Below are 26,038 nucleotides of genomic sequence, written 5' to 3'. Positions count from 1 at the left end.
ACTGAAATCTGGTGTCGGTAAAAATCAATTGATGAAAGTCTATAGAATTTGTTAATGTCTGAAGGTGTATTATCAAAGTTGAGCAATGAAGATTGTCTGAAGTTAATAAATGTTCACAGGTATTTAGGTGCAAATACATTATTGTTACCATTAACCAATTTAGATGACAGAGTGAAAAATTTTTCTCTGGAAGAGAAGAAGTATTTGGAGAAATATAAAAGAGAAATAGTAGATCCGTTTCAAGACTTTCTACTTAATCAATAACAAGACACTTATCTTCAGCTTTATTTACACACACTCTCTGATTTTTTCCTATCAGTCAAATACACTACTAGCAGACAAGATTCCCACAGTACAGTCATAAAAAAACCTTCTCCCTTATGAACCTTTCTTTCCCTTCTTCCTTCTTTCTTCCTCCTTGCTCATTAAGAACGCTGGAACCGTAAAGCATCAATTGATTGAGCAGTTAAAAATACTCCCAAAACAAGATAACTCAACAACATAATTATGCTGCTAGTATCCACAAGCCCCTGAATAATATTAGTGTAATGTGTTAGCATTGATAGATGTCTTAATGCCTCTGCTAAAGGACCACTAACATTATTTGCTACAACATCAATTACCCACAAAAATAATACTAAAGCAAAAGTAAGAATGGCAGACAAAATTGTACTATCTGTCAAAGAAGAAATAAACATTCCTAATGATAATACTGCTCCAGCTAGTAAAATTAAACCTCCATGTCCTAACAAAAGTAAAACTGGCGAAATAGGTGGTTCAGCAGCACCAATAGCAATAGCTTCTAACCCTAACAATGGCAATACCATAGAAATATAAAATGTTAATACAGCTAATAATTTTCCTGTTGCTACTGCCCAGTTAGTTATAGGTGAAGTTGCTAATAATTCTAAAGTGCCTCGTTTTCTTTCTTCTGCATATAAACTCATGGATAACATCGGCAGTAAAAACAAAGAAAGAGAACCCATAATACCCAAATAAGCCTTCAAAAATTCGTAGGGCGCATCGACTGGCGGTTCAGTAATTCCTAATTGGTCTCTAGTCGCAATTTGTTGAATAATTCCATCAGGTCCTAATAAAATAGCAACTAAAAAATATCCTGCCAATAACCAAAATATTCCTGTAATTGCATAAGCTAATGGTGATGCAAAATATCCTTGTAACTCTTTTCTGTAAATTGCCAAAATATTGCTAATTACTACTAGCATTGCTTAATATCCTTTTGATTTTTTTGTGGTCTGGAAGTGATACCATTTTGAAAAAATAATGGTAAGCATTTCCTGCGGAATGCTGCGCAAACAGCTATTAGCATTCAGCATTCAGATGCATGAACGTACAAGACTTACTAAAGTTAGCTTGTTACCTTTTTCTTTCCTGCGGAATGCTGCATAAACATAATTTTAAATTCTCCTTCTTAGATAATAAGTTAATAACTGATAAATGATAACTGATAGCTGACTACTGAATGCTTACAAATAATGTTACGAATAATAAGTTTGATTAAAAGGGAGGTGCAGGAGATATCCCTTTGATAAAGCGGTGAGACCCTGCGACGACTCCAGTCGCAAGCGTTCGGAACCCGGCGAGGTCTCCTCGCCATGGGAACCCCGACCAAGAGAGGGAACGCGCACCAAGAGAGAAAGAGAATTTCCGACCTAAAAACTGTTATTAAAGCCATTCATTCTGACTCCTGACTCCTAATAAATAGCCTAGTTATTTGTAGCAAATATTTATCAAATTTATTGTAGGTTATCGCCTCAATTTTTCTTTTCTTCTTGAGCATCTGTTTCTGTCACATCTTGCCAAGGATCGGGAAGAGGATTTTGATTTTTCTGAAGTTCAATATTTCGGTCATTATTCACTTTATCTATGACAGAATTTGCCGATGCTTCAATCGATGAATTTTTAGGAATATCACCTGTAGTTAACCCTAAGAAAACATCTTCTAAACTAGCACGAGTTCGGCGCAACTCGCATAAACTCAAACCATTTGTAACTATAGTATTAGCAATTTCTTTCCCTGGTTCCATATCTGGTTGAGATTTTATTTGTATTCTGAAACGACTTTTATTATCTGACTTAATTTTTTCTAGAGATTGAACCCCCGGAACTTCAGCTAATAATTTTAATCCTGTTTCCATTGCCAGATTTTCTCCCTCAATTTCTACTTCATATCCCCAGCCACTTGCTGATTTATTACTCATTTCTTCAGGACTACCTGTAGCGACAATTTCACCATAGTTAATAATCGTCACTCGATTACAAGTCATACTAACTTCAGGCAAAATATGAGTAGATAAAATAATTGTATGGTCATTAGCTAAACTTTTAATTAAATTTCTCACTTCAATAATTTGTCTAGGGTCAAGACCAACAGTAGGTTCATCTAATATAATTACTTGCGGATCGTGTACCAAAGCTTGAGCAATTCCAACCCTTTGTTTATATCCTTTTGATAGTTTTCTAATCAAAACTTTCTGCTTATCTAATAACCCACATCTTCTCATTGCCAACTTAACTCTAGCAGAGCGATCGCCCGCAGGAACTCGTTTAATTCTTGTGACAAAAAATAAAAAACTTTCCACAGTCATTTCTGGATACAATGGCGGAATTTCTGGTAGATAACCAATCAATTGTCGTACTGCCATAGAATCTTCATGGACATCATAACCAGCAATTTTAGCCGTGCCACTCGTAGCAGGCAAATATCCAGCTAATATCCGCATTGTTGTAGTTTTACCTGCACCATTCGGACCTAAAAATCCCAATATTTCTCCTTGTTGTACAGCAAAGGATACCTCCTTAATTGCTGAGGTTGAACCATAAATTTTGCTTAACTTCTCAACTTCAATCATTATGACCTTAAATAAGCGATTAAGTCTAAACTTTTAATGATAAACTATTAATAGGTAGATTACCTCAAATATTGGGTAAAAATATAGCTTTGCTAACTGACTATAAATCCGATCAAATCATCATTTACCATTTTATACCAGTGAGTTTATTCTAAATTTTTCAAGACAAAACTAGCTATCAATATTGTTTGTCTTAACTTTAAAAAGCATTCCGATACGAAAAATACCGATCGCTAGTTAATAAAAAATTAGTTTAACTTTAACTTTAGGTGAAAATATCATGTTAAAAATTAAAACCATACTAGCCACATTAGCAGTAGCCACATTTCTACTACCAAACAATCAACTATCAGTTAAGGCCAACCCTACCACCTCAGAAAATTCTACCCCAACAGAACAGACAAAAGACACCGAACAACCAAAAAATATATACGAACAGGCCAAACAAGAACTACCTGATGACCTTTACGCACTGTATCGAATCGTTGACCGTATTGCTAGAGCAAATGGACTAGACGAAAAACCTTGGCGAATCATCATATTTCCCAAATATGAAATCAATGCCTTTGCTACAGAAGTTAATCTCATTGCGATGTACAATGGTATCCTAGACCAACTTGTAGGCGATGCCTCTGCCATAGCTTGTATAGTTGCCCACGAAATGGCACATCATACTGAAAGGCACATAGCTTTAGCCCCAGTAGAAAAACTTGCTTTGATCGAAAAAATTGAACAAGAGGCTCAACAAGAAGTTTTAGCAGAAAAACAGGATGCTCAAGCAGAGGCAACTGGTATGTCTATCGGAGGTACTGCAGCTAGAGTATTTGGAGGCAGAGCAGGGAGAGTTGGTGGTGCTGTTTTGGGCAATGCTAGTCGTCAACGCACTAAAGCAAGCCAAGAAAAAATAAATGAAATTGTTGCTCAGAAAAAAGAAGAATTAGAACAAACTTTGGCTGAAGAAAGCCGTAAAAGAGAATTGGAGGCTGACGAAAAGGGATATTTGTATTCAGCAAAGGCAGGTTTTGAACCAGAAGGTTGTTTAAGAGCAATGAATGTTTTGCTGCAAACTCCAGGTGCTGAATTTGATACTACTCATCCCGCCGTACCTAAACGTATTGAAGCTCTAAAAGATTTAATGGTAAAATCTCCAGCAACATCTCTAGTAGAAGAGGGTAAAGCCCTTATTTCTCAAACTGAACCTTTGAGTTATGATTTTTCTAAAGATGGAGCATCTTTGAGAGTTAATTCTAGCCGTGGTGGTTCCTCTGGAGATGATATAGAACGTTTATTTGATTAGTGAAAATTCTCAATTTTAATAAGGTGTATATTTATAGATATTCTTATGTTTATTTGATGATAATTATGCCTATGAAATAATTGTATTTGAAGAGATAGTCGCTAGTAACTTGATTAAGTGAAAATATCTAAGTTTTGTGGAAAACCTGAAAAATCAATAGCTAAAATAGCGATTTAGATTCAAATTTAGCTATTAATTATAGCAGGGAATAGGGAATAGGGAACAGTGTTCAACAATTAATAATTAATAATTAATAATTATTAATTACATCTCCTTGAAAAGAAGAGGATTGGTTCAAAGGAAAATTTTTCTTTATTATCCCCTTAAAAGGGGAGGCTTTAAACCCAAATTTTTCGGTAAAAGCTTTTCTCTGCTTATGGTTCATCATCAATTTATGTCAAACACCAACTCGTTCCTTGCTATATGATTAAATTTAGATATTAATTGGCATCTTTGTCTATATAAAATTTATGATTAATGTATCTGTAAAACACTATATTTCAAGTGAAATATCAAGATATTTATACCATTTATAGCTCATCTAGAATTGGGTAAATATTTAGAGTTATTAAATCGGAATTTTATTAATACCAATGAACAGAAATAGTGTCATAAATTCTTTCTTTTAATAAGAGTTAAATAATTTATCTAAAATTATTGTTATTTAAAGTTTTTAGCCAAATCCATGTTTTTCTTGACTTTTTTTATATACTCAGTTCTGTGAAACTTGATCGGATTGTGTTTATAATAATATTTTAACGATTTCTTAAGGATTAAAAAGATACTGATGACTGCAATTCAATTTATTCAAGGTCTTGATGAAGAAGGTACTGAAAAAGTACGTTTAACTCGTTCTCGTAGTGGTAATCAGGGAACAGCTACATTTATTTTTGAAGATCCCAAGGCTTTAGGCCAAGATATTACTCAAGAAATTACAGGGATGTATATGATTGATGAAGAAGGCCAAATGACCAGTCGCGAAGTTAAGGCAAAATTTATTAATGGTGAGCCTAAATTCCTTGAGGGATTTTATGTGATGAAGTCTAAAGAAGATTGGGATCGCTTTATGCGGTTTATGAAGCGTTATGCTGAAAAGTATGGTTTAGAATTTAGCGAGGCTTAATTGTTTCCCCAGGCCAGTAAATTTTGAGCCTGGGGTTAACAGCTAAAAGTGAAGTGCCCAAAAGACATCTATAAAAAAGTTTGACTAATGCAGATGTTCCAGCAAAAAAAATTCATCCCTGTGCTTTCTTCTTTTGCTTTGATGATGTTCTCGGTTTTCTTGACAACTGGGCGTTCTACTCTGGCAGCAGACTGTGAAAATACTCGAAACATTAAAGGTGGTGATGTTATTTTCTTAAGAAGTAAGCAGAAGGAAGATGCCGAAGATATATATATCTATATCGGAAGGTCTGACTCAGGGAATTATGAATACCCGACAATAACATTGGATTCCTCAATGGCTGTAAGATTTAAAGTTATTGTTTTTGGTAATATATTTGAAAATGACTATATTGGTCTTCAGACTATAGATAAAGAGACTATAGAGCAAGAAAATTTGAGTAGGAGTAGGTTGACTCGTGATCGACTTGGAAAATTTAGAGACAGAGACTGCCTTTACTACTGGAGGGATTCCGGTTATCGTTATAGCAGCAGGGATCAGGATTATCCTGATAGTACTAAATGGTTGATCAAACCAGCCTCCAATTTAAGTAAAGCAAGGCCGATTCAATATAATGAGGAAGTTTACATTACTAATGGTCGTAATGGTAATGTTATGGCAACATTTGATCCTCCTTTTTTAACAGCAAACAAAGACAAAGAGGAGAATCCTTTTACTTGGGAATTTGTTAAATCTTGCTCGTAGTCTAAAGTTTTGACGCTTCACTATATCATCTTCTGATGGTGAGGAATTCACTTTTAAAGTCATCAGAATAACCCTAAGGAGTATTATAACTATTGATAGAATGGAAACAAATACGGATAGACAAATTCCTCATCCTAATCCCCCAGATATTACTGTCCGTTGTGCTGTGATTACGGTTAGTGATACCCGCACAACAGAAACAGATAAAAGTGGTCAGTTACTTCAGGAAATGCTTGGAAGTGCAGGTCATTCTATAACAGCATATCAGATTATCAAAGATGAAAAATTGGCAGTCATCGCAGAAATGGAATCTCTATGTCACCGAGAAGATATAGATGCTGTAATTTTTAATGGCGGAACAGGAATAGCTTCCAGAGATACTACTTATGATGCTATTGAACATTTATTGGAAAAAACTTTACCTGGTTTTGGAGAATTATTTAGATGGCTGAGTTATCAAGAAATTGGTTCCAGGGCGATCGCTTCTCGTGCTGTTGCTGGAACTTATCAAGGTAAATTAGTATTTTCACTTCCAGGTTCTAGCAATGCAGTCAAACTAGGGATAGAAAAACTAATTTTACCAGAATTAGTTCACTTAATATCGCAGTTGCATGGAATATGAATTAATATCATGTCCGAAGGCAATCGTTTGTGTAAACCCAAGGGTGAAGATCTACAGGAAATTTAGGTTTTTTTCTTGCCCAATAGCCTTCCTCCTTCTTCCCTCTTCCTCCTTCCTTCTTCCTTACCTTCGCGCTTACAATACCGTGTTGCCACGCTTTGCCATTTTCCATAGCGTTCTGGCAGGTCTCGCCATGGGGCTCCGGTTCTGAGTATCCAGAGAATGCCGTTGACCACTTTCGGTGGTCGTGATTGGGCTTACTTATTCGGGGTTTAAATGGTGGAAGTAGGGGTTTTAACTTCTGCCACTGTTGATTACTTAAGTCTCCTTGATTCATTGGCCTTTTAGTTTAGCGATCGCTTCTACATTTAAGATACCGCGAGTTTGAAAACACGCCCTAGCCGCGATTTAGTCTGGTATTCAGAAAAACAAATAAGCCGTGTAAGAGTTGTGAGACGAGCCGATGGTTATTATTGTCAATTTCTAGTAAATATAGAAAGAAAAGAAACTCATAATTTTGGAGGCAATGTAGTAGGAATAGATTTAGGTTTAAATGCTTTTTATACTGATAGTAATGGTTATGTTGTAGAAAATCCTAAGTATTTGAGGAAGTCGGAAAAACGACTAAAAAAGCTACAACGTAGAGTATCACGTTGCCACGAGAAAGGTAAGAAACCTCAGTCAAATATACGTCGCCAATCCGACGGCTCCCCTAACCACAAAGCAAGAATTCAATTAGCGCGGGCAAATTTCAAAATCAGTAGACAACATAAAGACCATGCAGTAAAGACTGCACGGGCGTTAATCCAATCTAACGATTTGGTAGTCTATGAAGATTTGAAGATTGCTAACCTAGTTAAGAATAATCGTTTAGCTAAGTCCATATCTGATGCAAGCTGGTATCAGTTCACAGAATGGCTAGAATATTATGCTAAGTTGCATGGAATTGCTTGCATAGCAGTACCTCCACATTTCACTAGCCAAAATTGTTCAAATTGTGGGCAGACAGTTAAGAAATCATTGTCAGTAAGAACTCACAAATGTCCGCATTGTGGCTATACTGCTGACAGAGACCATAATGCAGCAAGAAACATTCTAGCTAAAGGTTTAGAAATGTTGGGAGCAATAGTCAACAGTACCGAGCGGCACTCGGAACCTTGGAGAAACCTGTTTGCGGAGCATTCCGAAGGAAAAGCTACGGGAGAGTCCGACCTCTGGATTAGTAATAGCAATATTTCTAATTTAAGTTGTCTCTATAAGCGTAGAATCATCAATAACGATGAGAATCCCGCATCAAATCACAGATTATGATGTCGGGAGTATGTCAATCTAGTTCCAGCTCTCATAAACATTTTCAGCAATACCTAAAATCATCATTCCTAACTTCAATTTTGTTGTTCCCGCAATACTAACGGACGTAACAAAATTTGATTTTTTAATAAATTTACCGCTCTCGAATAATAAGGGTCTGATATAGTAGCGATCGCGCCTGGTTGTCGATATAAACGCCGTTTTTGAGAATCTGTCAAATTTATACTTATATCAGGAGTAACACCTTTTTTACTAATATCAGTTCCTTTAGGAGTATAATAGTGAGCAATAGTTACTGCTAAACCCGAACCATCTGATAAAGAATGTACTGACTGTACCAAAGCTTTCCCAAAAGTTTGGTCTCCCATAATCACAGCACGACCATTATCTTTAAGTGCTCCTGCTAAAATTTCACTAGCACTCGCTGAGTCACCATCTACCAAAACGACTATTGGTTTATCAGTTAAAGCTGAACGGTTTGCCCGCAATTCTTGCTTTTCTCCATTACGGTTAACTGTGCTAACAATAGCACCTTTATCCATTAACATCCGAGCAATATCTATACTAATGCGCAATAAACCCCCTGGGTTGCCCCGCAAATCTAAAACATAACCATCAGCATTTTGATTATCCAGATTTTCGATCGCTTTCTGCATTTGTTCTCCAGCGTGGGCACTAAATTCTTGTAAATGAATATAGCCAATACGTTTATTCCCTTCACGCTTAAGATCGTAACGAACTGCTTGTAATTCTATTCTTGCCCTGGTTAAAGTCACATCAAATTCTGTTTCTCCAGAACGCATGACTTGCAGTACAACATCTGTACCCACATCACCTCGAATTAGTTTTGCTGCTGCTGATACACTCAAACTAGCAGTAGGTTTGCCGTCAATTTCCAGAATTTGATCTCCTGGTAATAAACCTGCTTTCATAGCTGGAGAATTTTCTACAACGTTCACTACCGTAATTACTTTGGTCAGCTCATCCTCCTTTAGCTGCATTCCCACTCCAGACATTTCCCCTGATGTTTGATTAGTCAAAGTTTTGAACTGCTGCGGGTCTAGAAAACGAGTATATGGGTCATTAAGTTGATCTAATGCTTGACGTAATGCTTCATAAGCTTGTTCGCTAGAAGTATAGTTTTTCTCTAACAAAGTTTGCCTAGTCGCTTGCCAATCTGTCTGATTAAAACTACCATCAACATAGTCTCGATTGACAATTTGCCATGCTTCATCCAGAACTGCTTTCGGGCTATTTTCTAAATTTGCCTCAGCAGGCTTACTCAGGGTAGGGGCCAATAAAGATAAAGCTGTGGTTGTAGCGATCGCTCCACTGTACAAAATGGCTTGAAGGATGGAGTTGCGTTTTGAGGCTGAGTTCATTGAATTTTTTTTAGTAGTTGGACATTTATTGATATTGACATTCCCACTAATTTATGATATATGGGATAGTATTTTTTTGAAAGAAGTCTAATATACTACAATATTAGCTGAATATATTTATTATTGTATCTATAGTGACAAGGGAATTTATTGTCTAGTCAAATTGTACCGTTACGACTATTGTCTCTAACTCTATATTTGAGAAGAGTTAAGTAATTAAAATAAATTAACTGATAATCCTCTTACCGAAAAATTGTGGTTTAAAGCTTCCCCTTTTAAGGGGATAATAAAGAAAAATTTTCCTTTGAGTCAATCCTATCTGTTTTAAAGGAGAGGTAATTATTAATTATTAATTGTTGAAAGTAATTTTTAGGATGAAGAGGTACAGTTTAACTTGAAGTAAAGAAGGAATAGGGAAAAAAGATGATTAATTTTCCTGCTTTTTTCTTCCTATTATATCAAATCCCTTTGATTGGACATAAAAAAAAATCTCGAATCGTCAGAACTAATAAATCTTTGTGATTCTCTCTCCTCCTGACTCCTGATTCCTGAATCCTTACAACTTAACTAATCTATAACTGTTTAACCGGATTTGATATTATCTATTGCCGAAAGTCAGAATGGACTTGTAATCAACTAAGTCGAAAACTGCTGTAATTTAGGCTCTCTAGATCGTTAGTTTTCTTTAGATCAAAAAAAATTTAAGACATGATGGAAACAAAAGCCAAAACCTCAAATTGCCTAGGTTCATTCGTAAATCTAGCAGTTTTTATAACAGCTTTAGGAAGTATCATCATTTTACAAGTATTCTGGCCATCAGAAAATTCTCCCTTAAAAAAAGAAATCGTTTTAGACCAAGCAGATGCAGTAGAAGCTGAAGAAAAAGAAGCTCTAAAGCTACAATTATTAAAAGCATCTCCAACTTTTGGATTTGATAATTTGATTGCAGACTGGGTGTTTCTCCAATTTCTGCAATATTTCGGGGACGACACTGCCAGAAATCAAACAGGTTATTCTCTTAGTGAAGATTACTTTGATATCATCACCCGCTTAGATCCAAGATGGGTTGATACATATCTATTTGTGTCTAACTCTTTATCTATATATGAAGGTAAACCAGAAGTCGCGGTAGAATATATGACTCGCGGTACCGATGTACTTTCTCCAGAAATAGATCCTAAAGCTTGGCAAGTATGGAGATGGAAAGGTATAGATCAATTACTGTTAGTAGGTGATATTCCTGGAGCAATTGATTCTCACGAAATGGCAGCTGAATGGGCTGAAAATACATCATATCAAAGCTTAACATCTCTGTTTAGACAAACAGCAGAATTTCTGAAGCGAGACCCCGATAGTAAATTAATCAAGTTTAATGCTTGGTTGTGGGTATACGGTCAAACAAGAGACCAAAGAGTACGCGATCGCGCTCAACAAGAAATTCTCAAGCTTGGAGGGAAAGTAGAAATCGATCAAAATGGAGAAATGCGTTTTGTTTTGCCAGAAACTTCTGATTGATTGTGGTGATTAATAGACATCTCTGGATCAAGAGAGAGTAGGAAGTAGGGAGTAGAGAGTAGGGGGAAATAATTGATCATTCTAGGAGACAGGAGACAGGAGACAGGAGACAGGAGGTAAGAGTTCATTAATTGATAATTGATCGTGGATAATTGATAATTACCTTGGGTTTTAACCGTACAAAAACTAAGACGTTATAGTTTTGTACATCATCAATTCTCGATATCTAAGGGGTTCTATAATAATTATAAATAGGCGTTGGTGAAGCGCGGGTATGATACTAATCTTAATTACTTAGGAGGACCGAGTCAGAACTCAGGAGTCAGGAGGGAAGAAAGAAGAAGAAATCCCGAGTATAAGGAGAAAGTTTTTTGGTCAGGCAAGCGGAAGGTCGTTCTATCGCGCTCTTATCCGGACAGATATCATACCTCTTTTCACCAACGCCTATAAATACAGTCCACCCTTAGCCATAAGATAGACACTAAAAATGGTTCTACAAATAAAACCCACTAAACCAGAACCAACCATAACTTGGAAAGCACTACCAGCAGACTTTACCTTACCAGACGACCCAGTGGAAAATGTTCAACAACCTATCCTTGCTGCTGCTCTGACTGATGCTTTGGGAGCTGCATTGCTCATTCAACCTCAAATGCTCATTGGTTCAAATTTCGGATTAGTAGCCACTGTCAACAAAAAAATAGTTGTCAAGGCTCCCGATTGGTTTTATGTCCCCCAAGTACAACCAGTGCCAGAGGGGGTAATTCGCCGTAGTTACACTCCCCATCATGAAGGCGCTCCTGTAGCTGTAGTGATGGAGTTCCTCTCAGAAAGAGAATGTGGGGAACTATCAGTGCGTTCGACTCCACCATACGGCAAACTTTACTTTTATGAACATATCCTCAAAGTACCAACCTATGTAACTTATGACCCCTACGAAGGGAGTTTAGAGGTGCGCAGTTTGCAGGATGGAAAGTATTGCTTCGAGTCAGCTAATGAGAATGGACATTTTTGGATACCGGAATTAGACTTGTTCTTGGGAATTTGGCCAGGGGAAAGACTAGGGCAAAATATTAGCTGGCTTAGATGGTGGGATAAGTCCGAAAATTTGTTGTTGTGGAGTAGCGAACAAGCCGAACAGGAAAAGCAACGGGCCGAAAAATTAGCTGCTAAATTACGCGATTTGGGTGTCGATCCAGATTCGCTCTGATATAGGAAATTATATCTGATTCATCAATAGTTATAGCGTTATGGGACGGAAGTGAGGGAATGGGGAAGTGGGGGAAGTGGGAGAATAGGGGAATAGGGAGCATTTTTCTACCTTTTTTCCCTATTCTATTTCTGAATTTCCTGACTTCTATGCCAAAAGCACATACCGCATGCAAAGATGCCATAAGGGTTATATAAAAAATAGGAAACAGGAGGAGCAGTGGGCAGATTAGAGGTAAGCTCAAATAACCCGCTATAATTTCTATGACAGGAAATCCAAACATTCGTGGCAATCAGAAAATCAGGAAAATATTGCTGTTTTTGCTTTTTTCTATACTTTCTAGTCTATTAGTGTGGTTGGTGGGAAATACTATTTCACTCCAGTCAGCAGCAAAATCTCCTGTAGATACTTATTTAGTTTTAGGTGGGAGTATTAAACGGGAAATTTATATTGCTCAAGTGGCTAAACAATATCCTCAGACCCCAATATTAATTTCTGCTGGATCTAAAGATCCTTGTCTTGTGGGATTATTTCAACGGGAAAATGCTCCTGTAGAGAAGGTTTGGTTAGAACATTGTGCTAAATCTACTTTTGGTAATTTCTATTTTACTTTGCCAATTCTCAAGAAATGGGGAGTGGAGCATATTAAACTGGTAACATCTCCTACTCATTTACCCAGAGCTAAATGGTTAGCACAGATTATTCTGGGTGCTAATGGAATATGGGTAGAAACTGATATTGTTAAGGAAATAGGGGTGCCTGGTAATAGAGAATCTCATCTCAAGACTAGTTTAGATGTAATTCGTAGTTTATTTTGGGCTGTGGGAAGTAAGATAATAGAACCAAAATGCGCTGATGTGCTCAAACTTACACAGGTAAATATGACGCAATGGTGCAAGGATGGTTTTCGCTGCGAGCATCAAGCAAAATTGAAGTCTGAGTCAATTTGTCGGAAATAGCTTTACATCATGTTCGTTTGAATACTTATAAATAACGATTGAGGAGTCAGGAGTCAGGATTCAGGAGTCAGGAGGGAAGAAGAAGGAAGAAGAAGGAAAAATCTTGTGCTTTACCTAATAATAATAGGACTTACGCAGATACGCTATATATAGCAGTCGAAACTATTGTCCAATAGTTAATTGAATCTATACATAGTGCCTTTGCGTAAGTCCTGAATAATTAAGATTTAAGGTTTCAGCCTTATTAGGTTGAAAAAAAGTGCCAGCTTTTCGGTCAGTAAAGCTGAAAAAACTAGCATTTTGTGCAAGAGTTGGGGAGAACAATCTTGGGACAAAACTTAGCTCCTACCTCCTCGCTCCCAAGCCATTTCTCCTGTCTCCTGTCTCCTGTCTCCTACTAAAAGACTTTTTCAGCAAACCCTAATTATCAATTGTTGAATATTTTTCCTCTTCCTCTCCGAATACAGTTATCGCAGTGACCGCAACGCATATTCTGAGCTTCTTTAGAAAAGCCAAATGCTTGTAGTAAAAACTGCCATCGACATTTGCTAGTGGTGAAATATTGATTCATTTCCTGAATACCGGAATTGTAATCTAAGGATGCTGTTTTGCCAGTAGCAGATTTATTCATAATATAGTTAAAGGGATCGCGCCATCTCAGTTTTCCGGAAGAGTGCAAGATAGATAGGGCGATCGCTGCATCAGGAAATTCATCTGTTACAGCATTAATATTTCCCGTAGTTGGCAGTTGTTTGATTAATTTTTGGGCTGTTTGATATTGCGATCGCAACTTTTCTACTAGAAATTTTTGTCTTTGTTTATCCTCTGGGTCTAACCAACCAGTAGGTTCGCTGACTAATGTTAAAGCTTCGGCAGGTTTCCCATCTCTACCTCCTCTACCGACTTCTTGAATATATTCAGACAAAAGTGATGGTGCTTGAAAATGTATTACCCACCGTACATCTGGTTTATTTATTCCCATGCCAAAGGCAGAAGTACAGACCACAAAGTTTATTTCTCCACCTATCCAAGCTTCCTCAATATTTCTTCTTTCTTCAGCACTTAAACCTGCGTGATAAGCTGTAGTTTGATAACCTTTTTGTCGTAATATTTCTGCTAATTTTTCACTGTCTTTTCTAGTTCTAACGTAAATTAAACCTGCTTGTTTTTCTCTAGTTTTGATAAACTTAAATAACTCTTGACGGCGACTTCTGGGAGTACAAATTTTTTGAATTTTTAAATATAAATTATTTCGGTAGGGACTAAGTAAAAATGGTTGTGGGTTTTGCAGTTGTAAAGTTGTTTTAATGATATTTTGGGCTTGGGGGTCGGCAGTAGCGGTAAAGGCGGCAATAGCAATTTTAGTACTTGGAGCTTTAGATTTAATTAGTGCTGAACGTACTGCTCCTAAACGACGATAAGCAGGACGAAAAGTTTCTCCCCACTGTACTAGACAATGAGCTTCATCTAATATTAAACCGTTGATTTTTATCTGGGGTTGGCAGAGTAAGTTCCAAACTTTTTTATTAAATAATGTTTCTGGGGAAAGATAAAGTAATCTTAGTTTATTTTGTTGTAATGCTTGGAGGGTTTTTTGTTTTTGGGAGTTGGGAATTTGACTATGGAGAAGGGAGGCGGGAAGTGAGCGATCGCGCAATTCTTGCACTTGATTTTCCATCAGGGCAACTAAGGGGGATATTACTAAAGTTAAGCCTGTTTTTAGTAGAGCTGGTAGTTGAAAACAGATTGATTTTCCCCCTCCAGTTGGCATGATTATTAAGGCGTCTTTTCCTTCTAATAAGCAACTAATTATTTCTCCTTGTTGTGGTCGAAAATTATCATATCCCCAGATTTGGCGGAAGGCTTCGCTGATGTTATTCCAAGAGGTTTGTTCGGAACTATTCATGGTTTAATATTGTTTTTTTCTGATGTTTGAAGTTGTAGAGTTAATAAATATTAATTTCTTTATTCTAGGGTTTTTATGTTGAATAAAACATCATGCGTAGGGGCGAGCTCCACCCAATAGCATTATACTATCAAAATTTGTTTGGGGATGCAAGCTCATTTTTGACTCCCCGCCGACTTTCTTGGTGCTTCATAAAATGATAATTTTTGATTAAAATAATATGGGTCGCGCAACCCCGCCTTGATCGGCGAAATATTTTTGGAGCGAAGCTCAAATCCCCGTTACAAAAATAACTTCTGTAGGGGGGAACGGCCGTTCCCCCCCCCTACTGACTTCTGAGTTCTGACTTCGTTAACCCTGGGGTGGTTTTTCTGGAGATTGGCGATCGCCTAGCTGTCAATTTATGTTGAATAAAACATCATGCGTAGGGGCGAAGCCCACCCACCAACAGTATACTATCAAGTTTGATTTGAGGATGCAAGCTCTTTTTTTGATTCGGCTTTCTGGTGCTTCATAAAATGAAAATATGTTGTAGTGGAGTGGCACACCTATAAATGTAGGTTTAAATGTAGGTTGGGTAGAACGATAGTGTTAGCGGAGCTTATCGGTTAGGATAAACCCAACAATATAGATTTGAGTAGGTATGTTAGACAGCGATCGCCACTAGGTCTGAAAGTCAATCCAGTAGGGTGCGTTACGCTTTGCTAACACACCGAAATATTTCTTGGGATGGTGGTGCGTTACATTGATTAACACCAAACAAAATGGCTATTGTTATGTTTACTTCTCTCCTACTTGTTGGGATAGGCGGTGCGTTACATTTCATTAACGCACCCTACTGGACTAACACACCTTAAATGGTTCATTAGGGAGTAGGGGAGTGGGGGAGAAAGATTGCTGTTGGGTTTATCCTAACCGATAAGCTGCGAAGATAGTCCCTCAACCCAACCTACTGCACTGACACACCTTAAATGGTGCATTAGAAAAAATCGGTCAAACCTTGCCATCACAGAAATTATACGAAAAAGCTAATGCACAGTTTTAGCTGTGTCAGTCTACTACACTTATTGCACCATTTTAGATGTGTGAGTCTACTACAAAATGGCTTTAGACTGTGTTGAATAAAACGTCATGTGCAGGGGCGAACAACTACCACTAACACTACACTATCAAGGTTTGTTTGAATATGCAAGCTCTTTTTTTGATTCGGCTTTCTGGTGCTTCATAAAATGAAAAATTATGTTGTAGGTGATGGTTGACTCTACTCCCTTTGTTTAAAGTGTAATTACTAAGTAAGATTGAGATTGCTTCGGAAGATAAAATAAAAAGCCAAAGCTAGCTACAGTAACTTGAGAAACACTTTTAATTATGGTTTATACTCGCAAAACTTTAAATTTACCTGATATTCAACTTTCTTACTTGGAGTGGCAGTCAGAGGAAAGTCAAGAGAAAAAACAGCCACTTTTGCTATTACATGGTTTGGCAGATGTGGCTTTAGTTTGGTCAAGTTTAGGAGAGTATTTAGCGGATAAATATCATATTGTTGCGCCAGATATGCGCGGTCATGGAGAAAGTGGAAAACCAGAAAGTGGGTATACTTTTGAGAAAACAATTACTGATTTAGAAGCGCTCATGGAGCATTTAAACTGGTCTGATGTTCATATTTTAGGTCATTCTTGGACAGGAAAATTAGCTTGTATTTGGGCAAGACAAAATTCAGAAATATTTAAAAGTATGATTTTGATAGACCCGATTTTTATTGGCAAAATGCCAGGATTAATTAAAGTTACTTTTCCTATTCTTTATCGGACTTTAGAAACTCTCAAAGGCATGGGTCCATTTGATAGTTTTGCTGAGGCAGAAGCTCAGGCAAAGAAGTTAGGAAAATATGCAGGTTGGAGCGAATTTCAACAGATGGTTTTTCAGGAAAGTATGGAGGAAAAAGCTGATGGTAAGTGGGGAAGTAAATTTGTTGTACCGGCACGGGATGAAATATTTGAAGAGGTGATGCAAGTTGCTGGTTTAACAGAATATATTGATGTGCCAACCTTATTTGTTCAACCGGAAAAAGGTGTAAATAGAAGTGAGTTTCAAATTCAGCCTTATCGGAAATATCTAAGGAATTTGAAAATGGAAAAAGTTCCGGGAAATCATTGGGCATTTTTGGTAGATCCAGAAAAATTTAATCAGACAATTGGGCATTTTTTAGAGTTTTTTGAAATCTGAAAAAATCAGCAGTAAATTGAGGTAGCATAGTGTCTAATATTATGTTTGTAGTTTGGCTTTAGCCCTAAGACAAGTATTTAAAGGGATAGAACAAAACTACAGAGAGAAATTTTATTATATAGCTATAAGCATTTCCTACGGAATGCTACACAAACAGCTATCAGCTAGAGTCAAAACTTTTAACTGTAATGTTTTGAAGTTTCTTAGCTGTCCTCATCTTAATGCGTAGTGCTATAATACCATCTTCGGACCTGTCAGTTATAAATAAAATTTAAGAACTGACAGTACCGAAGAAATACTGAAATTGTTTTTACTTTTCTACCTTCCTTTTTTCTTCCCTCCTGACTTCTGAGGACTGACTCCTGACTCCTCACTAAGTTATTTATAAGTATTCAACCGTTAGCGTAGCTCCCCCGGAGGGGGAACATGATATAACTCATTATCCAAAAATAATATAACTAGGGTGAAAATCTATAATCAAATATCCTATCTTTTTTAAATATTAAATTCGTTTTGGGCATAAATAATGAGCTTTTAAAATATGTAATTGCTATGTCTGTTAAGCTGATTATTGACTAACTATTACACGAGATTATTTCGTAACCAATCAATTACATCATCAGGATTTCTATCAGGCGGGAATACTGGATAGAAAACTTTGAGAATTTTTCCTGCTTGTGCAATTAATGTAACTCTTTTGAGTAGTTGCTTTCCTTCTATTTCAAATATTGGCAATTTTAACGCTTGGGAAAAGTTTAAATCACTATCACTCAGAAGTTCAAAAGGTAAATGAAGTCGCTTCGCTGCTTCTTTCTGATATTCAATTTTTTGTGTGCTGAGGCCAAATACTTGCACTTTGAACTCTGTTATTTCTTGGTGGTGGTCTCGAAAAGCGCATGATTGAGGGGTACATCCTCTTGCTCCAGGAATTTTGTCCCATTGTTCGGGTAGTAGAATACCTGGTTGACCAGTCATGGGATAACAGTAAATAACGACGTAACCTGAAATTTTAGATAAATCTACATATCTGTTATGGGTTGAAGGTAAAGTAAGTGATGGCAAAAACAAACCTTGTAGGTGATTACAAGTTCCATCATCTACTGGGATAGGAAGATTTGCAGGTAATTCTGTAAAATTGCTCATAAAAATCTCCATTTTAGGCGTGACATTTTTTACATACAGCAGTAGCTATAGCTGTTAGAATGGTCTAAGGAATGGTTAGGACATACTAACAGCTTAAAAATCAAACGACAGCAAATTTTTCGGCGTTGCTGAGTGGTAATGATTTTGAGATTAACTTTGGGTGCAAAACATCAGTTTTTCAATTTTACCTTTAGCTAATAGACATCTCCAAGAATCAAAAATCAATATCTATATCCCAAAGAAATTATCAATTCTTTACCCCTACAGCAAAGCTGCCTACTCCCTAATGCCTATGGGTGGAGTAGATGTCTAATTATCATTACATTTAAGCAACGCCAATTTTTCTTTCTTCCTTCTGCTATAGAACATATAAAAAGCCTAAAACTGAGAGTGTTGGATAATTTTAATATCATGTTCGGATAAGAGGGTGATAAAAAAACTTTCTCCTTCTCCTCCTCCTCCTCTTTCTTCTTTTTTATTTCCTCCTGAGTCCTGACTTCTGAGTCCTGACTTCTGAGTCCTGAGTCCTGACTCCTCCGTCGTTTATTTATAACTGTTCAAGCGGACATAATATAACTTCTGCTTTTTAGCCAAGTATCTCTTGAGTTTTCCTAGCGATCGCTCTTCATCTCCATCGCAAAATATCAAGGCGATCGCTCATACCATCCTAAACTTTTAGTTCAGTCATTGTCACTGTTTCTCCAATTATTTTTGACTTTTGTCTTTTAACCTTTGACTTGTTGGAAACTTATGAATTGATTGGTAACTTTTCACTTAATTCCTCTTCATCTTCACCCCATTTTTCCAGCCAATCTCCATCAATATTTTCCACGTATAAATCGACATGATTTATTCCCCAAGTTAGTCGGTCTTCTTGTAATTGTTGAGCCGCTTGGAGAGCGTGCCAAACTTTTTCTAAACGTTCTTTATTTGACAGAGTTTCGCTAATTGTTACCATGTATCCTGCCTAGTATTAAAATGTGTAGTCTGATGTGCAAGTTGAAATGTAATAGGAATTTCCTCAATTCCTATCTAAAACAAAATTTAATATATTTAGCCTCAGTTAAATGTCTGCTGTTATGCAGAACAAGATTTACTAATTGAATAACTGAGCGGTCCTGTCCGGGATTATAACTAACAAAAATACCCCTTCTAATTTTCCATTGCTGTAGTGTATCTTTCCATTCCTTATACTTATGATTACATAATTCTCCGGACATAGTAGTAAGTTGAACACAGAGAGGCTTACCTGTGCTACTACTCACAATTACATCTGTTGCCATAGACAAGTCTGCTATATAACGATGAACAACACACCCGTCACGACTTTTAATCTGACGAGAGACAGATTTTAGTATTTCAGCATCTTCTTGATTAAATTCCCCCGATCTTAACTTTTGTTTCCATATATAAAATTTATGATCATTTTCATTAAACCATTTTGGAAAAAGATTTTCATACCAGTACCTTACTGGTGATGGAAGATGTTTTAAAAATAGTTGCCTTTCTTCATTTGTTAAGGATTGCAATTTCAACCAAAATTCTCCATCCTTGATTAATTCTAACAAAAATCCTACTAAGACTCCTTTTTGCATTAGCAACCCTGGCCTAATATCCTTAATCCAGCGTGTTACTTCATCTAACCTCTGGGCTAACGCAGGTTCAGTTGACCAGGCAAGATTGCTAAGTTGTTTTAGCTTAGGCTCGATTTCTCTTGCTTGCAATCATCCTCCTACATTAAGACCCATCTTAGAATCTGTAAAAAAGTTTTTTTATATCACTATAAATATTGTAGCGCTTGATTAACAGTATAAAGGGTTAACTATTAGGATATTATCGCCCCTTCGGGCTAAGGAGTCAGTCCTCAGGAGTCAGGAGCCAGAATTAATCAGAATGTTTTTTGAATTTTCTTGATCAGGCCCTTGCTGATGTTGGGTTAAATACCCCATCTTCTACCAGTTGACAGAAATAGGTTGAGATTCTCACTCCCATCCTAATTTCTCTTCTGACTTATGGCTCCTGTATTATCATTTCCCTTATGGGTTTAATACCCCACCGTCAACGGGGGTGCTCAAAATTGTTTGGGGTTAGTAGACGCGGAGCGGCAGGTCGTTGACTATCCCCATGCAATTTTCCCTTCAGCATAGCTGCCTTCTGCCTTCAGCATAGCTGCCTTCAGCATAGCTGCCTTCTTCAAAACTACTCAAAATATTTCTACAAATATTGAGATTAAAATACTTTCATCTATTGACTAATTTCTTTCTAAATGGTATTAATTCTTGAACACAAGACAGATGGGTATTACCCCCTACAAATCTTAAAGCTAGCTTAAAAAAAATAAAGATTCTGATGTTCATTCTAGGTTCACAATAATTATTAGAAGTAACTATAAAATACAAAAAACAAATGTCAGAATCAACTATCGAATCAATCCTAGAAGAAAAACGTCTTTTCCAACCACCGGAACAATTTGCCCAAGCAGCCCATATTAAAAGCATAGAGGAATACAAACAACTCTACGAAAAAGCTAGAAATGACCCAGAAGGATTTTGGGCAGAACTAGCCGAAACAGAATTAGACTGGTTCCAAAAATGGGACAAAGTTCTCGACTGGCAACCACCTTTTGCTAAATGGTTTGTTAATGGCAAAATTAACATTTCCTATAACTGCCTTGACCGTCATCTTAACACCTGGCGACGAAACAAAGCAGCCCTAATATGGGAAGGAGAACCCGGAGACTCTCGCACCCTAACCTACGCCCAACTCCATCGGGAAGTTTGCCAGATGGCAAATGTATTTAAACAATTGGGAGTGAAAAAAGGCGATCGCGTGGGTATTTATATGCCGATGATTCCTGAAGCAGCAATCGCTATGTTGGCCTGTGCAAGAATAGGCGCTCCCCACACTGTTGTGTTTGGTGGATTCAGTGCTGATGCCTTAAAAAACCGCCTCGTCGATGCTGAGGCTAAATTAGTCGTCACTGCTGATGGAGGTTGGCGCAAAGATGCCATTGTTCCTCTTAAAGACCAAGTAGACAAAGCACTAACAGCAGGTGCCCCTACCGTGGAAAATGTCCTAGTTGTCAAACGCACTGGCCAAGAAATTCACATGGAAGCAGGACGGGACCATTGGTGGCATGAACTCCAAAAAGGTGCTTCTGGTGAATGTCCAGCGGAACCGATGGATAGTGAAGATATGCTATTTATTCTGTACACAAGTGGCACAACAGGTAAACCCAAAGGAGTCGTACACACTACAGGCGGTTATAATCTTTATACCCACGTTACCAATAAATGGGCATTTGACCTCCAAGACACGGATGTATATTGGTGTACTGCGGATGTAGGTTGGATTACAGGTCACAGTTATATTGTCTATGGCCCCCTTTCCAACGGTGCCACTAGCCTCATGTATGAAGGCGCACCTAGAGCGTCTAATCCTGGTTGTCTCTGGGATGTAGTAGAAAAATATGGTGTTACCATCTTCTACACTGCTCCTACTGCTATCCGGGCATTAATGAAAATGGGAGAAGAACATCCCAACTCCAGAAATCTAACTTCTCTACGTTTGTTGGGAACAGTAGGAGAACCGATTAACCCAGAAGCTTGGATGTGGTACCATCGTGTCATTGGTGACAGTAAGTGTCCAATAGTTGATACTTGGTGGCAAACTGAAACAGGTGGATTTATGCTGACTCCTCTACCCGGTGCAACTCCGACTAAACCAGGTTCGGCAACTTTCCCTTTCCCTGGCATTATTGCTGATATTGTCAACCAGGAAGGAGATCCAGTGGATGGTAGCAGTGGCGGTTATTTAGTGATTAAGCATCCTTGGCCTTCAATGATGAGAACTGTGTATGGTGATGACGATCGCTTCCGTCGTACTTATTGGGAGTATCTGAGTCCGAAGAATGGTGAGTATCTTTATTTTGCTGGTGATGGTGCTCGCAAAGACGAGGATGGTTATTTTTGGGTGATGGGTCGTGTTGATGATGTGATTAATGTGGCAGGTCATCGTCTGGGTACTATGGAGGTAGAGTCGGCATTGGTGTCTCACTCTGCTGTGGCGGAAGCTGCAGTTGTTGGTAAACCTGATGAGGTTAAGGGTGAGGATATTGTGGCTTTTGTGACTTTAGAAGGCGATCGCGAAGCAAGTGAGATTTTGGAGAAGGAATTGAAGCAGCACGTTGTCCAGGAGATTGGAGCGATCGCTCGTCCTGGTGAGATTCGCTTTACTGAGGATTTGCCTAAAACTCGTTCTGGTAAGATTATGCGAAGGTTGTTACGGTCTCTGGCGGCAGGTCAGGAAATTGCTGGGGATACTTCAACGTTACAGGACAAGAGTGTATTGGATAAGTTACGGGGTGGAGCGTAGGGAAGTCAGAAGTCAGAAGTTAGAAGTGAGTGTGTAATTCTGAGGTCTCCTGCGGCGCTTTTCTGGTGCGGAAATGTTTCCGCACACATCGCCTCCAGAATTTATAGCGTTGTGCGCAGGCAACAGGCAACAGGCAACAGCTCCGGAAGGGGGAATAAATTGCCGTTTGCGCAGCATTCCGAAGGAATAATATAAGACTTTTAGCTATTTTGCCCATCCTGCAATTTGTAAATATACCAGCGCTCATTGCTATAAGACACACTCAAGACAGTCAGAAGTTATATCATGTGTGGATAATTAGATATCTCCAGAAAAGAGGGAGTAAAGAGGGAGTAGAGGGTAGGGGGAATTGAAGAAGGAGACAGGAGACAGGAGACAGGAGACAGGAGGAAAATTACATGGGGATTCGCTCCCCCAAGTAATTTTGAACACCGTGTAGACGGTGGGGTATTAAACCCACAAAGAAAATGATAATTGATAATTTATGTGCGATAATTGATTTGATTTTTTATTATTGGAGATGTCTATTAGTGATCAAAAAAACTTTCTCTTTCTTCTTCTTTCTTGCCTCCTGACTCCTGAGTCCTGACTCCTTTTAAATTTGTAATAGAGAACCAGGCTTAACAATACCTTTAACTGTTGCAGTTCCCAATAAACCATCACGAGATTCAAAAATTAATTTAGCAGCGGATTTTTCTTTTGAATTTACAACATTAAATACAGCACCTGTTGTTAATTCAGCAATTTTTTTATATCTAATCCTCCTAACCAAATTTGAGCTAGATCGCCCTTAATTTCTGTAACTACTGCATTAGCAACAGGACTAGAATATTCAGTCAAATATATAGCTTTACTGTCTAATTTAGTATCTTTCTTAACTTCATAAAGTGGATTTTGTTTTAACCTAACTGGAATTTGTCGATTAATATAAGCGATCGCCTCTTTTGGTGTAGCTGTTTCTTGCCATAAATATTGTGTGAATAAATAACTAAAAATTCCAGCATGAAAATCAAGAATTTTCACATCTTTAGCAGTTTGAAAAGGTTTAGCAGAAGCAAAAACTACTCCTTTTGCTACACCACTTTGATAACCTTTCACAAATTCATCTTCAGACATATCGAGCCGAGATAACCATTTTTCTTGATAAGCCTTTTCTTGGGAGACAATTTCTATTTTTTCCCCTCCTGCACGAGAACGAACAGTAAAATCTCTAGTCGTCATTCCCGAAAAACAACTATCAAGAATTCCGGTAAAATTATCTGTCTTTAAAGCTGAAGTAAGTAAAAATAAAGTATGCCCCATAATATCATTAACAGTACCACCAACATTAGGATATCCTTGAGGCAGAGAACTATCTACTGGAACTAATGTACCACTTAAACCACTACCATCCATCAAAGAAGTTTTGACAATAGGATTAGGATCTTTGACGTGGGAACCATGGCCGGAATAATGAAAAACTGCTACATCTCCTGGTTTTGCTTGTTTAATTAGGTGTTCTTCAAATGCTTCTAAAATACCTTGGCGAGTTGCTTTTTCATCAGTAACAATATAGATCTCTTTTGGATTAAAACCAAAGCGGTGAATTAATAGATGACGTTGCATTTCTGTATCATATACACAACCTCTTAAAGGGGCTTTTTTATATTTATTAATTCCTACTAATAAAGCAAGTTTGCGTGGAGTACTTTGAGCTAATACTTTGCCATAATTTTCGGCTTGGGATATAAATTTCAATTGACTTATACCAAGAGTGGCAAGTATTGAACTGGCAAATTGGAAAAAATGACGACGAGAGATGAGAGGCATTTTGAATTATTCCTTATTTCTCGGTTTTGCTAAAATTTTAAACTAATTTAAACTAAATATTATTTCAATGTTTAAATCTCTATAGAATTTGCTGCTAACCACTTCCCTAGAGATTCTTGATTTTCTTCTCCACTTGCTAGTTTTTCCATCATTTTTACAACTTCTGGTTCGGGAACTTCTAACAAATAATTATTTAGCCCTAAAAAAGTATACATAACCATAAAAGCTGTTCTTTTATTCCCATCAATAAATGGATGATTTTTCGCTAGACTATAACCATAAGCTGCTGCAAGTTCAAATAAGTTTGGTTGACCATAAGTAAACAAATGTCGAGGTCTAGCTAAACTGGCAGCAAGTAATATCATGTCCGGATAATTAGTTATAAAAAAACTTTCTCCTTCTTCTCCTGTTGTTCTTCTTCCTTCCCTCTTTTCTCCTGACTCCTGACTCCTGACTCCTGAGGACTCCGCAGTTATTTATTTATCACTGTTTAACCGGACATGATATAAATTTTCATCTCTAATTCCTGGACTTCCTCCATGTTGAATAATTTGGTCTGCATGAATAGCTTTAGCAATAATTTCATCTATCCAAATAGGTTCTTTCATTATGCTAATTCTCGCAACGCATTTTTATATTTTTCACTTCCTTTTTTATAAATAGCCATAGCTTTTTCAAAATTAGCTTTGTTAGTTTGATTAGCTTGTATTTCTTGAGTTTCAGAATCTTCTGGTACAAGAATAATAATTCGTACATTTGTAGGAGTATTTATTTCTAGAGGATGTTCTAAAATTAGATTTCCCTTATCGTCAATTTTTCCGTTAATTTCTATTGCTTTCATTAACTTCAACCCTTTAAATGTTAACTATCTTAGGACTTACGCATGAACGCTATTGGTAGGGTGTGTTAGCGCACTTCGTAACTGAGCAATACCCCTTATGTAGTGCCTTTGCGTAAGTCCTGTATCCTTCTGTATAAGTTGACTAGATCAACTTTTTGATACAAAGCAAGTGAACTATAGCGAGAAGTATCCTTTTGAGTTTCTGGAAGATATAAACTCAAACCACATAATCCCTCTAAGTTTTTATTGTCACGAGGACTTACACCATAAAGTTCTCCCCCTATTTTATGGAAAGTAATCACCCTTTGACGCAGAAAATTAGCAAACTCAGTAAACTCTAGATATCCTTTCTTGCTCAAACTAGAGAGATAACCAAAAAATACAAGAGCATCACAACACTGTTCGCTAAAATAGCGAAAAATTGAGAGTTCTGATTGTTTGACAGAACTACCCAGTTATGAAATGATTTAGTTGGGGAAATTTTGGAAGTAGTAGAAAGAACTAATTTTTGCTCTAAAGCACCAGCAAAACAAGCTGAACTCAGAGCAATATAACGACAAAATTTTCTACGCTTTATCATTATCATAATCTTGATATAATCAATACTATTATAGTTTCAATTTCAAGGAAAATATACAGTCGGTCTAGTAGGTTGAGTTAAGCGATAGCGGAGCAGAACGGATGTTCTATCGTGCAACCCAAC

At 37.4% G+C, this 26,038-nt stretch carries 25 protein-coding genes and 1 pseudogene; 12 read left to right on the top strand and 14 right to left on the bottom strand.

Going from position 1 to position 26,038, the window contains the following annotated elements:
* Positions 1–54: 54 nt before the first annotated feature.
* Positions 55–264 carry a hypothetical protein gene (locus tag F6K18_RS23375; RefSeq protein WP_124144456.1) on the top strand — a complete coding sequence of 70 codons (210 nt, stop codon included), beginning with the start codon at positions 55–57 and terminating at the stop codon, positions 262–264.
* A 161-nt stretch (positions 265–425) separates the two neighbouring features.
* Here F6K18_RS23375 and F6K18_RS23370 read toward each other — a convergent pair whose 3' ends face one another.
* Both F6K18_RS23370 and F6K18_RS23365 read right to left on the bottom strand, forming a co-directional pair.
* On the bottom strand, positions 426–1,226 hold the full coding sequence (locus tag F6K18_RS23370; protein WP_124144457.1) for an ABC transporter permease: 801 nt from the start codon (positions 1,224–1,226) through the stop codon (positions 426–428).
* A 549-nt stretch (positions 1,227–1,775) separates the two neighbouring features.
* Positions 1,776–2,873 carry an ABC transporter ATP-binding protein gene (locus tag F6K18_RS23365; RefSeq protein ID WP_287524598.1) on the bottom strand — a complete coding sequence of 366 codons (1,098 nt, stop codon included), beginning with the start codon at positions 2,871–2,873 and terminating at the stop codon, positions 1,776–1,778.
* A 280-nt stretch (positions 2,874–3,153) separates the two neighbouring features.
* Between F6K18_RS23365 and F6K18_RS23360 the strand changes: the two genes are divergently transcribed.
* The 4 genes from F6K18_RS23360 (at position 3,154) to F6K18_RS23345 (ending at position 6,659) form a co-directional block, all read left to right on the top strand.
* Positions 3,154–4,170, top strand: a complete 1,017-nt coding sequence (locus F6K18_RS23360) for a M48 family metallopeptidase (protein WP_287524595.1) — start codon at positions 3,154–3,156, stop codon at positions 4,168–4,170.
* A 787-nt stretch (positions 4,171–4,957) separates the two neighbouring features.
* Positions 4,958–5,293 carry a photosystem II reaction center protein Psb28 gene (gene psb28, locus F6K18_RS23355; RefSeq protein WP_287524593.1) on the top strand — a complete coding sequence of 112 codons (336 nt, stop codon included), beginning with the start codon at positions 4,958–4,960 and terminating at the stop codon, positions 5,291–5,293.
* 93 nt (positions 5,294–5,386) lie between these two features.
* Positions 5,387–6,037, top strand: a complete 651-nt coding sequence (locus F6K18_RS23350; protein WP_287524591.1) for a hypothetical protein — start codon at positions 5,387–5,389, stop codon at positions 6,035–6,037.
* A 100-nt stretch (positions 6,038–6,137) separates the two neighbouring features.
* On the top strand, positions 6,138–6,659 hold the full coding sequence (locus tag F6K18_RS23345; RefSeq protein WP_287524589.1) for a MogA/MoaB family molybdenum cofactor biosynthesis protein: 522 nt from the start codon (positions 6,138–6,140) through the stop codon (positions 6,657–6,659).
* A gap of 140 nt (positions 6,660–6,799) precedes the next feature.
* Here the strand turns inward: F6K18_RS23345 and F6K18_RS23340 are convergent.
* Positions 6,800–6,895 (bottom strand): annotated as a pseudogene (locus F6K18_RS23340) (transposase); the annotation flags it as partial.
* Between the two features lie 148 nt (positions 6,896–7,043).
* Between F6K18_RS23340 and F6K18_RS23335 the strand changes: the two are divergent.
* Complete coding sequence (locus F6K18_RS23335) at positions 7,044–7,970, top strand: transposase (RefSeq protein WP_287524587.1); 927 nt, start codon at positions 7,044–7,046, stop codon at positions 7,968–7,970.
* Positions 7,971–8,044: 74 nt separating this feature from the next.
* Here F6K18_RS23335 and ctpB read toward each other — a convergent pair whose 3' ends face one another.
* A complete protein-coding gene (gene ctpB, locus F6K18_RS23330) occupies positions 8,045–9,352 on the bottom strand; it encodes a carboxyl-terminal processing protease CtpB (protein ID WP_287524585.1) in 1,308 nt (435 codons plus the stop codon).
* 708 nt (positions 9,353–10,060) lie between these two features.
* Here ctpB and F6K18_RS23325 point away from each other — a divergent pair.
* The 4 genes from F6K18_RS23325 to F6K18_RS23310 all read left to right on the top strand — a co-directional run bounded on the left by F6K18_RS23325 (position 10,061) and on the right by F6K18_RS23310 (position 13,212).
* Positions 10,061–10,867, top strand: a complete 807-nt coding sequence (locus F6K18_RS23325) for a hypothetical protein (RefSeq protein ID WP_287524582.1) — start codon at positions 10,061–10,063, stop codon at positions 10,865–10,867.
* A 487-nt stretch (positions 10,868–11,354) separates the two neighbouring features.
* Positions 11,355–12,077 carry a Uma2 family endonuclease gene (locus F6K18_RS23320; RefSeq protein ID WP_287524579.1) on the top strand — a complete coding sequence of 241 codons (723 nt, stop codon included), beginning with the start codon at positions 11,355–11,357 and terminating at the stop codon, positions 12,075–12,077.
* Positions 12,078–12,340: 263 nt separating this feature from the next.
* Entirely contained in the window at positions 12,341–13,036 is a 696-nt protein-coding gene (locus tag F6K18_RS23315; protein ID WP_287524577.1) for a YdcF family protein, read from the top strand.
* A gap of 38 nt (positions 13,037–13,074) precedes the next feature.
* Positions 13,075–13,212, top strand: coding sequence for a hypothetical protein (locus tag F6K18_RS23310; RefSeq protein ID WP_287524575.1), 138 nt, complete (start codon positions 13,075–13,077; stop codon positions 13,210–13,212).
* Between the two features lie 251 nt (positions 13,213–13,463).
* Here F6K18_RS23310 and F6K18_RS23305 read toward each other — a convergent pair whose 3' ends face one another.
* The gene (locus F6K18_RS23305; protein ID WP_287524572.1) at positions 13,464–14,942 is read right to left on the bottom strand and encodes an ATP-dependent DNA helicase RecQ; all 1,479 of its coding nucleotides are present in this window, start codon (positions 14,940–14,942) and stop codon (positions 13,464–13,466) included.
* Between the two features lie 1,368 nt (positions 14,943–16,310).
* On the opposite strand from F6K18_RS23305, the gene F6K18_RS23300 reads away from it, so the two are divergent.
* On the top strand, positions 16,311–17,168 hold the full coding sequence (locus F6K18_RS23300) for an alpha/beta hydrolase (protein ID WP_287524570.1): 858 nt from the start codon (positions 16,311–16,313) through the stop codon (positions 17,166–17,168).
* 582 nt (positions 17,169–17,750) lie between these two features.
* Here F6K18_RS23300 and F6K18_RS23295 read toward each other — a convergent pair.
* The 3 genes from F6K18_RS23295 to F6K18_RS23285 form a co-directional block, all read right to left on the bottom strand.
* On the bottom strand, positions 17,751–18,311 hold the full coding sequence (locus tag F6K18_RS23295; protein ID WP_287524568.1) for a peroxiredoxin: 561 nt from the start codon (positions 18,309–18,311) through the stop codon (positions 17,751–17,753).
* 748 nt (positions 18,312–19,059) lie between these two features.
* Positions 19,060–19,269 carry a hypothetical protein gene (locus tag F6K18_RS23290; protein WP_287524567.1) on the bottom strand — a complete coding sequence of 70 codons (210 nt, stop codon included), beginning with the start codon at positions 19,267–19,269 and terminating at the stop codon, positions 19,060–19,062.
* Positions 19,270–19,339: 70 nt separating this feature from the next.
* Positions 19,340–20,035 carry a hypothetical protein gene (locus F6K18_RS23285; RefSeq protein WP_287524565.1) on the bottom strand — a complete coding sequence of 232 codons (696 nt, stop codon included), beginning with the start codon at positions 20,033–20,035 and terminating at the stop codon, positions 19,340–19,342.
* A gap of 682 nt (positions 20,036–20,717) precedes the next feature.
* On the opposite strand from F6K18_RS23285, the gene acs reads away from it, so the two are divergent.
* Entirely contained in the window at positions 20,718–22,685 is a 1,968-nt protein-coding gene (gene acs, locus F6K18_RS23280) for an acetate--CoA ligase (RefSeq protein WP_287524563.1), read from the top strand.
* A 732-nt stretch (positions 22,686–23,417) separates the two neighbouring features.
* Here acs and F6K18_RS23275 read toward each other — a convergent pair.
* From F6K18_RS23275 to F6K18_RS23250, 6 genes are all read right to left on the bottom strand, one after another.
* Entirely contained in the window at positions 23,418–24,494 is a 1,077-nt protein-coding gene (locus F6K18_RS23275; protein ID WP_287524561.1) for a caspase family protein, read from the bottom strand.
* 71 nt (positions 24,495–24,565) lie between these two features.
* The gene (locus F6K18_RS23270) at positions 24,566–24,859 is read right to left on the bottom strand and encodes a type II toxin-antitoxin system death-on-curing family toxin (RefSeq protein ID WP_287524558.1); all 294 of its coding nucleotides are present in this window, start codon (positions 24,857–24,859) and stop codon (positions 24,566–24,568) included.
* A 111-nt stretch (positions 24,860–24,970) separates the two neighbouring features.
* The gene (locus F6K18_RS23265; RefSeq protein WP_287524554.1) at positions 24,971–25,102 is read right to left on the bottom strand and encodes a hypothetical protein; all 132 of its coding nucleotides are present in this window, start codon (positions 25,100–25,102) and stop codon (positions 24,971–24,973) included.
* Positions 25,102–25,335, bottom strand: coding sequence for a hypothetical protein (locus tag F6K18_RS23260; RefSeq protein ID WP_287524552.1), 234 nt, complete (start codon positions 25,333–25,335; stop codon positions 25,102–25,104). Before F6K18_RS23260 ends, F6K18_RS23265 begins: the two co-directional genes overlap by 1 nt.
* Positions 25,336–25,430: 95 nt before the next feature.
* Positions 25,431–25,694: a hypothetical protein gene (locus F6K18_RS23255; RefSeq protein ID WP_287524549.1), complete on the bottom strand. Its 264-nt coding sequence runs from the start codon at positions 25,692–25,694 to the stop codon at positions 25,431–25,433.
* The gene (locus F6K18_RS23250) at positions 25,691–25,915 is read right to left on the bottom strand and encodes a hypothetical protein (protein WP_287524547.1); all 225 of its coding nucleotides are present in this window, start codon (positions 25,913–25,915) and stop codon (positions 25,691–25,693) included. The genes F6K18_RS23255 and F6K18_RS23250 overlap by 4 nt, the downstream gene beginning before the upstream one ends.
* Positions 25,916–26,038 lie beyond the last annotated feature (123 nt).

It is taken from the genome of Okeania sp. SIO2C2, from assembly GCF_010692625.1.
Lineage (GTDB): Bacteria > Cyanobacteriota > Cyanobacteriia > Cyanobacteriales > Microcoleaceae > Okeania > Okeania hirsuta.
The sequence above is the reverse complement of the archived record's forward strand: the minus strand, read 5'-3'. Positions and strand labels throughout refer to the sequence as shown.